This is a genomic window from Dermacoccus sp. UBA1591 (genome assembly GCF_002322065.1).
Lineage (GTDB): Bacteria > Actinomycetota > Actinomycetes > Actinomycetales > Dermatophilaceae > Dermacoccus > Dermacoccus nishinomiyaensis.
Genome location: NZ_DCNR01000082.1, coordinates 70,827 through 79,734, shown reverse-complemented (window position 1 = coordinate 79,734; position 8,908 = coordinate 70,827). Strand labels below are relative to the sequence as shown.

Annotated in this window: 8 protein-coding genes and 2 pseudogenes; 5 read left to right on the top strand and 5 right to left on the bottom strand. The window is 70.2% G+C overall.

All coding sequences use genetic code 11. The features are described from left to right. The 3 genes and pseudogenes from B2284_RS08935 to B2284_RS14370 all read left to right on the top strand — a co-directional run. A partial coding sequence (locus tag B2284_RS08935; RefSeq protein ID WP_286697395.1) for a copper resistance D family protein occupies positions 1 to 860 on the top strand: 860 nt, incomplete at its 5' end. A 347-nt stretch (positions 861 to 1,207) separates the two neighbouring features. Next, positions 1,208 to 1,483, top strand: a pseudogene (locus B2284_RS08930) (maltose acetyltransferase domain-containing protein). Then, positions 1,459 to 1,590 carry a hypothetical protein gene (locus tag B2284_RS14370; protein WP_338122017.1) on the top strand — a complete coding sequence of 44 codons (132 nt, stop codon included), beginning with the start codon at positions 1,459 to 1,461 and terminating at the stop codon, positions 1,588 to 1,590. Before B2284_RS08930 ends, B2284_RS14370 begins: the two are co-directional and overlap by 25 nt. A gap of 7 nt (positions 1,591 to 1,597) precedes the next feature. On the opposite strand, the gene B2284_RS08925 is transcribed toward B2284_RS14370, so the two are convergent. The 4 genes from B2284_RS08925 to B2284_RS08910 form a co-directional block, all read right to left on the bottom strand. Beyond that, positions 1,598 to 2,650: an NAD(P)H-dependent flavin oxidoreductase gene (locus tag B2284_RS08925; protein WP_062256059.1), complete on the bottom strand. Its 1,053-nt coding sequence runs from the start codon at positions 2,648 to 2,650 to the stop codon at positions 1,598 to 1,600. A gap of 45 nt (positions 2,651 to 2,695) precedes the next feature. Continuing rightward, positions 2,696 to 2,956 (bottom strand): hypothetical protein, encoded by a 261-nt coding sequence (locus B2284_RS08920; protein ID WP_006945053.1) that lies wholly within the window; start codon positions 2,954 to 2,956, stop codon positions 2,696 to 2,698. 172 nt (positions 2,957 to 3,128) lie between these two features. Beyond that, positions 3,129 to 4,319, bottom strand: a complete 1,191-nt coding sequence (locus B2284_RS08915) for an MFS transporter (protein WP_074046076.1) — start codon at positions 4,317 to 4,319, stop codon at positions 3,129 to 3,131. Beyond that, positions 4,319 to 4,732: a DUF3592 domain-containing protein gene (locus B2284_RS08910; protein WP_062256775.1), complete on the bottom strand. Its 414-nt coding sequence runs from the start codon at positions 4,730 to 4,732 to the stop codon at positions 4,319 to 4,321. Before B2284_RS08910 ends, B2284_RS08915 begins: the two co-directional genes overlap by 1 nt. Positions 4,733 to 5,117: 385 nt before the next feature. Between B2284_RS08910 and B2284_RS08905 the strand changes: the two genes are divergently transcribed. Then, on the top strand, positions 5,118 to 5,381 hold the full coding sequence (locus B2284_RS08905) for a hypothetical protein (protein ID WP_136788648.1): 264 nt from the start codon (positions 5,118 to 5,120) through the stop codon (positions 5,379 to 5,381). A gap of 626 nt (positions 5,382 to 6,007) precedes the next feature. Here the strand turns inward: B2284_RS08905 and B2284_RS08900 are convergent. Further along, positions 6,008 to 6,208, bottom strand: a pseudogene (locus B2284_RS08900) (hypothetical protein); the annotation flags it as partial. 204 nt (positions 6,209 to 6,412) lie between these two features. Between B2284_RS08900 and B2284_RS08895 the strand changes: the two are divergent. After that, a partial coding sequence (locus tag B2284_RS08895) for an excinuclease ABC subunit UvrA (protein ID WP_286697394.1) occupies positions 6,413 to 8,908 on the top strand: 2,496 nt, incomplete at its 3' end.

The window sequence follows — 8,908 nt, the reverse complement described above, 5'->3', positions numbered from 1 at the left end:
TGACGAAGCCCGCCAAGGCCGGCGAGTGGATCTCGACCGGTGCGCTCGTGACCGTCGCCAACGTCTGCATCGTGCTCGCGGCGCTCGTCCTGCTACCGATGCTGTTCGGCCGGATGCCGCGCTGGTCGCACGCCGCCGCCGTCACCGCCGCAGGGCTGACGGTCGCCGCCTCGCTGGTGCCGTCGATCCCGACGAAGGCCGTCGAGTTCGGCGACGTCGTCGCCAAGATGCTCATCCAGGCGCACATCATCGGGGGCTCGCTCTGGGTCGGCGGGCTCATCGCGCTCGCGCTGCTGGCTCGCACGCGACGCCACCTCGACGTCGGCGCCGGTGACGTGTGGGCACGAATCTGGGCGCGGTTCGGCGTGCTCGCGCTCGTTGCCGTCGGCATGGTGCTCGTCTCCGGGGTGTGGCTGACGTACCGCGAGGTCGGGGCGTGGGAGCAGTTCGTGACGACGCCGTTCGGGCGCTTCCTGGTCGCGAAGATCGTCCTCGTCGTCGGTCTCGTCGCCGCCGGGGCGTACAACCAGCTCGTCCTCATGCCGAAGATCGCCCGCGCGCAGCGGGCGGGGCGCATCAGCAACGTGTTCGCGTACGTCCTCGTGACGTTTCCGCGCGTCGTGCTGACGGAGGTCGTCCTCGGCATCGGCGTGCTCGCGATCGTGCCGTTCCTCAACGGTTCGGCGCGGGCGCAGGCTGCCGGCCACGAGATCGAGGGGCCCGTCATGGACGGCCGTCTCTTCAGCGCCGGTCTGCTGCTCGTCGCCACTCTTGCAGCGTCGTTCTACGCCACGGCGAAGGCGTCGGACGGCCTCGGCCGCCGCGACCTGACGGGGGAGGGGGTGGCCGCCACGAGCTGATCCGTACCGCACACGCCGAACGACCGCACCCAAAGGTTGCCACCTTCTCTGATCGGGTGCGGTCGTTTCGTGTCTCGACGTCTCGACGATCCTTGAACGGCCTTGGCCGCTGGCCCGGGGGTGGGCGCGGTGGCCTGCAGTAGCTGTACTACGCCGTAGTGCAATCGCAGTGTGGATGATCGAGGCTCTATCGGGACGACGAGGCTGCGGCGTACGTCCGTGAGCGCGCGCGGCGAAATTCGGGCGGCCGAGGTGTCGAACCGACATTGGCACGAGAGATTCTTCGCGACGCGTTCTTGGCAGCTAGCGTCGAGGCCATCACGAACTCGCACCCCGACGAGCGCTCCATGCGCGAATGCATGCTGGCCGGCGACCTGTACCTCGCCGACGATCCGCAGCTCGCCGCCGAATCGGATCGCGCGTAGCTCCTCACGCATCGCATCAACACGATGGACCCGACGGCGCACGACGAGCGACGCGCCCTGCTGCGCGAACTGTTCGGAGCCTTCGGGGACGACAGTGAGACCGCCCGCCGCTGCAGGTCGACTACGGATACCGCACGACGATCGGGGCGCGCACGTTCGCGAACTTCGGCTTCGTGTGCCTCGACGTCGCCGAGGTGACGATCGGCGCGAACACCGTCGTCGGTGCCGGCTCGATCGTGACGAAGGACCTGCCCGCGAACGTCGTCGCCGTCGGCAACCCCGCGCGCGTCGTCCGCGAGATCTGACGGCGCGTCAGCCCTCGCGGCCTGCGAGCCAGCGTGTGATGCGGCCGGCGTCACCGTCGATCATGCGGCCCGGCATCGCGGACGCCGTGCGACGCCACCCGGCCCCGGCCCACAGGTGCGTCCACTGCGGGTCGCCCGCCTCGGCGGCGGCGCGACGCAGCGGCGCGAGCATCCGGTTGACCTCCGGGTAGGCCGACGGCGAGACGTTCTCGACGCCGTCGAACATCGACATGAACTCGTTGACGAGACCGCGCGCGAACCGCCCCGAGAAGGCGCGCGTCAGACCCGTATCGGTGAAGTCGTCCGAGGCGAGCGCCGCACGATGCGTCGCCGACGAACCTGCCGACGACGAGCGCAGGAACGCCGTACCCGCCTGCACTGCAACGGCGCCCATGCCGAGCGCCGCGACGGTGTCGTCGGGCGTCGCGATGCCGCCGGCCGCGAGCAGCGGCACGTCGACGGCCGCGCGGATCTGTTCGAGCAGATCGGGCAGGGGTGCCACGGCGGGGTCGGCATGCAGGTCGAACGTGCTGCGATGACCGCCCGCGTCAGGGCCCTGGACGACGAGGAAATCCATGCCCCGCGCGACGGCGGTGCGCGCATCGTCGAGGCACGTGACGGTGGCACCCAGCGAGGAACCCGCCGCATGCAACGCGGTGACGTCGGCGTCGGACGGTAGCCCGAACGTGAACGTCACGACGTCGACGGGATGCGCGACGAGCCAGCCCACCTTCGCGGCGTAGTCGTCGTCGTCCCACGTCGGCTCACCGAGCTCGACGTCGAAACGCTCGGCCACGGGCTGCATCTTCGCGCGCAGCGACGCGAGGGCCGCGGCATCCGTGCTCTGCGGGCCCGCGATGAAGAGGTTGACGCCGGCAGCGACGCCCGCGTCCTGAACGTCACGGACCTCGTCGGCCAACGCGTCGACGTTCTTGTTGCCGCCGGCGAGCATGCCCCACCCGCCGGCGCGTGAGGAATCGATGACGAGCTGACTCGTCGACGGGCCGCCCGCCATCGGCGCGGCGATCACAGGGAGTTCGAGACTCTCGAAGGAGAACATGGCGTCAGTGTTGCATCCGGCACCGACAACCCCGTCAGGGTGAGCTCAGGCCGCCGGTGCCTTGTCGGCGCGACGCTGCTTGACGGGGGCGTCCCCGCCGGTCTCGACGATCTGGCGCACCCACTCGGGCGCCTCGGTGCCGCGCGCCTCGTGCGCGGCGATGACGCGGGCGGCGCGCTCGCGGCGCAGGCGTCGCTTCGGGTCGGTCGCAGGCATGTGCTGGGCCGGGCCGAAGCACGAGACGCCGATGTACTCGAGGCGCCAGGCGAATCGGTAGCCGAGGCCGAGGCCGGTGTTGTCTCGCATCGCATCTCCAGAAGTGTGGGCGCAGCGCGCCCCGTCGTTTCGCGCGGTCGCGCGAAACTTGCCACCCTCAAGCCTAGGGGGTTCGGCCTCCGAACGGTGGGCGCCCGAGGGGGCCATTGGTCCTGACCTCCTGCGCGGCCGTGCATGGCAAAGCTCTTTGCCCGAAAACGCGTCAGGGACGACTCGATTCCGGGCGATGTTGTTGCGCGAGGGCTGATGCGGCGAGCGCCGTCACGATGGCGGCGAACAGCGGCAGCGTCGTCGCGTCGACGTGCGTGATGAGCGCGCTGCCGACGAGCGCGCCGAGGCTGATGCCGACCTGGAACGCGACGACGTAGATCGGCGTCGACGCGTCCGTGAAACCCGGCGTCATCGACAGCGCACGCGTCTGGAACGCGACCGGCAGCACACCGAACGCACCACCCCAGGCAGCTGCGGCGAAGGCGGCGACCGCGGCGGCAGGCGAGAACGTCAGCGCGAGCAGCGCGACGACCATGCAGCCGAGGGCGAGCATCGTGACGCGCGTCGGATGCGCGTCGAGGTGTCGGCTCGCGTACGCCGTGGTCAGCGCGCCGGCAACGCCGTAGACGAACAGTTCGACGGCGAACGCGGTGCCCGAGATGCCCTTCGCCGCCAGGATCGGCGCGATGAACGCCCACGCCGCGTTGTGCGCCGTCACGACGACCGCGACGACGGCGCACAGCGTGAAGAACGGCCCCGCCATGGCGCGCGGCAGGCGCAGCGAGAACTCGCCGGGCGCCTCCGGTTCGAGGGGCGGCAGCTTCAGCTGGCTCGCGATCGCGACGCCGAGCGCGATGGCCGCGATGATGCCGCTCGCGACGCGCCACCCCAGATGGTCGCTGACGGCGGCGACGAACGGCGGCCCCGCGACGACGCCGACACTCGCGCCGAGAAAGGCGCTCGCGACTGATTTCGCCTCGGCGCCCCGGCGCGCGAGACTCGCCGCGGCCACGGGCACGACCGCGAAGATCGCGCCATGCGCGGCGGCGCCGATGAAGCGCGCGATCGTCACGACGAGCAGGTTCGGCGCGAGCGCCGCCATCGCCATCGAGACGAACAGGGCGAGCAGGCACGCGACGATGACGCGGCGGCGCGGCATACGTCGCGTCAGCATGACGAGCGGGATGGCGGCGACGCCGACACCGACCGCGTACCAGGTCACGAGGCGTCCGACGGCGGCGTCGCTCTCGCCGAGGTCGCGCGTCATGTCGGGCATCGCGCCGACGGGGTACATCTCGGCGGTGAGGAACACGAACAGGCCTGCGGCGAGCAGGAACAGGCGCGTCGCGCGTAGCTGGTCGTCCGTTGGCGAGGTGGCAGGGGGCGCCTGCGTGCCCGTCATCAGGTGAGGACGGTGATGATGGCGAACGCGCCGAACACGGCGAAGAAGAGGCTGATCGCGGCGAAGCACCCCATCGTCGCGAGGGTGCCGCCCGACGCCTTCGGCACGGCGTGCGCCGGGTCGTGCGGGTCGACGAGCAGCGGCAGCGTCTGGCCGTCGCGGCCGTTCGTGCTCATGCCACCCGTCGGGGTCTCGAGGAGCTGACGGCTGCCGTCGGGCGCGGTGTAGCGGATGCGTGCGAGCGAGTTCTCGCGCCCGTCCTTGCCGGTGCCGAGACGCACATGACCGTCGACGAGGGGCCAGCTGCGACGACGAATCGCCCCGGCGATGCCCTTGCCCAGCGCCGCGACGAGAGCGAGCCCGAACACGAGCATGACGACGCCGGCGGCGATGGTGGCAAATTCGCTCTTCACGAGGGCGAGCCTACGTGGTTCATGACGGTAGAGAGCTGCCGGCTGTCTCGGGAGGCCTTCGTGGGGTCGAGCGCTGAGGCGGCGGGGCCGATCGCACTGCTTCCCCGGAGCAGGGCTGAGCGTTGGACGGTTCACGAGGCCGGGCGGTTGGCCCGCGTGCGCCCGGCGACGCTGCGCCTCTGCTCTGCCGCCATGGGCCTGCGCTCTCCGTTCTGCCTGATTCGCCCTCCGAGTCGCGGGGACGCCTATCTCCTGCCCGATGATCGTGGTCGAATCGTGCGCGCGTCGTAGGCCATGGCTGAGTCGCGGGCGGTCTGCGACGCCCGTAGGTACGCCACAAGAGCGTCACAGAAAGCCCATAGACACCGGGCGTTGAGTGAACGTCATGAACACCACGAAGCACACCAGCCAACAGTCCACCTCGATCTTCGGCTCCCTCAAGTCGCTCGGACGCGGCATCGCCGTCAGCTCCGCCGTCGCCTTCATGGGCATCGGCACACTGAGCGCCGCCGACGCCTCCGCCGCGGGCGTCGCGACGGGCGTCCGGCACGCGAGCACCGTGACGTCGACGACGAACGCCGCGACGAGTCTCGAACTCGACCGCCGCGCCGCCTACGTCATCCGCAACGGCAAGATCGTCGCCTCCTGACGGGGCCCGACCCCGCCGACCCCACAGACCTCCTGCACCGGTGAGTCACGCAGATCGTGACGCCGAGATGAGCGCCCCACACGCCGCGCGACGTTCGTGGTGTTCGGCGCGCACCGGGGCGCCACCACGCCGGATCGCAGGAACCTCGTGACCGATCGACGTCCATCTCCTCGTCGTCGGCGCGAATCGCGAGCGGATGGACGACCGCTCGCCCACGACACCGGCTAGGGCCACCTCCCCCTCCCCACGGCCCTGGCCGGTGTCTCACCGCTCACATTTCGCAGAAATTTCGCCCCCAAGACTGTTGCGAGGTTAAGTCCTGGGTAACAATGGGTGAAGCCCCCGGCAACCTGATGACCCCAGAGCACCAGGCGGTCGGGGGATCCAAAGCTCTCGAGCGAAGGCCCTCACCGCGGTGGGGGCCTTCGTCGTGCCTGCCCCGCTCAGCCGGCGGCCGCCGTTTCGAGGTCGGCGACGACCATTTTCGTCATCGAGAACATCGCCTGAGAGACGCGTGCGACGACGTCGGGGTCGGGCGTCTGCATCAACTCGGTGAAACGGCGCGGAATGATCTGCCAACTGACGCCGAACGGATCCTTGCACCAGCCGCACGGGCTCTCGGAGCCACCGTTTGCCGCCAGGCCGTTCCAGTAGTGATCAACCTCGTCCTGTCCGGCGCAGGAAACCTGGAAGCTGAGGCCTCCGTCTGTGGAAAGACCGGGCCGCCGTTGAGCAGGGTGAACGGATGGACGTCGAGCTCGACCTGCTCGAGCATCACCCGCCCGGCGCGAGAGGCGTTGGGCCCAGGGTTTTCGGGTCGTCGGGATGGCGGACGGTGTCGACGCGCCGCGAGTTCGGGAACAAGGAGAGCTAGAGCTCGGCGGCCGGTTCCGCCGTGTCGTCGAGCCAGATGCAGGGTGTGATGTCGGTCAAGCTCGCAGTCTGGCACCGACCTCCGACAACCGGGTGTCGGCGTCTCGAGATTCCGCGGAACTCCGGGGTTGTCGCCGCCGGCGGGTAACGTCGCAGGCGTGAATGAGGAGCAGGCATCAACACTCGATCAGGCGGAGCCGAGCGCGTGGCGTGACGGCGTCGTCGTCCGCGGCGCGCGGCAGAACAACCTCAAGGACGTGGCGCTCGACCTGCCGCGCGATTCGATCGTCGTGTTCACCGGTGTGTCCGGTTCGGGCAAGTCGTCGCTGGCGTTCGGCACGTTGTTCGCCGAGTCGCAGCGGCGCTACCTCGAATCCGTCGCGCCGTACGCGCGGCGCCTCATCGATCAGGCGGGCGTGCCGGACGTCGACGTCGTCGAAGGCCTGCCGCCGGCCGTCGCACTGCAGCAACAGCGCGGTGGGGGCGGCGCGCGCTCCGATGTCGCGACGGTGACGACATTGTCGAGCCTTGTGCGCATGCTCTACTCGCGCGCCGGGTGGTATCCGCCGGGGCAGGCGATGCTCTACGCCGAGGATTTCTCGTCGAACACCGTCCAAGGGGCCTGCCCGACGTGCCACGGCATCGGCCGTGTCTACGAGGTCACCGAGAAGAGCATGGTGCCGGATCCGTCGCTGACGATCCGCGAGCGCGCCGTCGCGTCCTGGCCCGTCGCGTGGGCGGGGCAGAACCAGCGCGACATCCTCGTCGCGCTCGGCTACGACGTCGACACGCCCTGGAAGGACCTGCCGAAGAAGGATCGCGACTGGATCCTGTTCACCGAGGAGCGCCCCAGCGTCGGCGTGTACGCGGGCCTGACGCCGAAGCAGACGAGGCGTGCGCAGAAGCAGGGCATGGAGCCGAGCTATCAGGGCACCTTCATCGGAGCGCGACGCTACGTGCTCGACACCTTCGCCAACGCCAAGAGCGCCACGACGAAGAAGCGCGCCTCGCGCTACCTGACGAGCGAGCTGTGCGGCACCTGCCACGGCGCCAAGATCAAGCCCGAAGCGCTGTCCGTGACGTTCGAGGGGCTCGACATCGCCGCCTTCTCGCACCTGCCGCTCGAGCGCCTCGCCGAGATCGCGCGCGCCGTCACCGCTGACGACTGGAGCCCGGCCGAGGCCGCGCACCAGGACGATCACGTGCACGACGCCGAAGCTCGGGAAGCGTCGACGCAGGCTCGCGTGGCAGGTGGCGGAGCATCGCACGATGCCGCGCCCGACGTGCGGCGCACGCCAAATCTTTCGGTCGAGAAGCGCGCGGCAGCGCAACGTCTCGCAGCCGACCTCGTCACGCGCCTGCAACCGATGATCGACCTCGGCCTGGGCTACCTCTCGCTCGATCGCACGACGCCGACGCTCTCCGGCGGCGAACGTCAGCGCCTGCGCCTCGCAACGCAGCTGTCGTCGAAGCTGTTCGGTGTCGTCTACGTGCTGGACGAGCCGTCTGCCGGGCTGCACCCGCGCGACCTCGACGCGCTCATCGGCATCCTGCACGGGCTGAAGGAGCGCGGCAACAGCGTGTTCGTCGTCGAGCACTCGCTCACCGTCATCCACGAAGCCGACTGGCTCGTCGACATCGGCCCCGGAGCCGGGGAGCAGGGCGGCCGAGTGCTCTACAGCGGCACGCCGTCCGGGCTCGCTGACGTCGCCGAGTCCGAGACCCGCCGCTACCTGTTTCCCCGCGACGACGACGCCCCCGGCGCCTCTTCGCGGCGCTCGCCCCGCGAGCCGCAAGGCTGGCTGGCGTTCGCGGACGTGACGCGCAACAACCTGCAGGGCCTCGACGTCAGCTTCCCCGTCGGATGCCTGAGCGCTGTCACGGGTATCTCCGGCTCGGGCAAGTCGAGCCTCGTCAGCCAGGCGGTGCCTGCGCTGCTGCGCGAGCACCTCGGCAGCGGCGGCGCTCCCGAACCCGAGCTGACGGGTGACCCCGAGACCGATCTGCTGCTCGGCGACGACGTCGATGACATTCGCGGACGCGTCACCGAGGCGCCCCCGGGCGTGCGCCGCGTCGTCGTCATCGACCAGAAACCGATCGGACGCACGCCGCGCTCGAACGTGGCCACCTACACGGGCCTGTTCGACCACGTCCGCAAGCTCTACGCGGCGACCGACGAGGCGAAGCGCCGCGGCTACACGGCGGGTCGATTCTCGTTCAACGTGCCCGGCGGTCGTTGCCCGACGTGCGAGGGGGAGGGCAGCGTCATGGTCGAGCTGCTGTTCCTGCCGAGCATCTACACGCCGTGCCCCGACTGCCACGGCACGCGGTACGAGGCGAGCACGCTCGAGGTGACGTGGCACGAACGCTCCGTCGCCGACGTGCTCGCGATGAGCGTCGACGAGGCGCACGCGTTCTTCGACGGTGAAGGCTCGATCCATCACAGCCTCGCGGTGCTGCGCGACGTCGGCCTCGGCTACCTGCGGCTGGGGCAGCCCGCCACCGAGCTGTCCGGTGGTGAGGCGCAGCGCGTCAAGCTAGCCTCCGAACTGCAGCGCGCCTCGCGCGGAGACACGCTCTACGTCCTCGACGAGCCGACGGCCGGCCTGCACCCGGCTGACAGCGACCGCCTCATGCGCCACCTGCAGGGCCTC

What these genes read in the sequence shown, in the direction of transcription:
- B2284_RS08920 (WP_006945053.1), bottom strand. Translation starts at nt 2,956, where the DNA reads ATGCGAGACAACACCGGCCTCGGCCTCGGCTACCGATTCGCCTGGCGC.
- B2284_RS08925 (WP_062256059.1), bottom strand. Translation starts at nt 2,650, where the DNA reads ATGTTCTCCTTCGAGAGTCTCGAACTCCCTGTGATCGCCGCGCCGATG.
- B2284_RS08905 (WP_136788648.1), top strand. Translation starts at nt 5,118, where the DNA reads ATGAACACCACGAAGCACACCAGCCAACAGTCCACCTCGATCTTCGGC.
- B2284_RS08915 (WP_074046076.1), bottom strand. Translation starts at nt 4,319, where the DNA reads ATGACGGGCACGCAGGCGCCCCCTGCCACCTCGCCAACGGACGACCAG.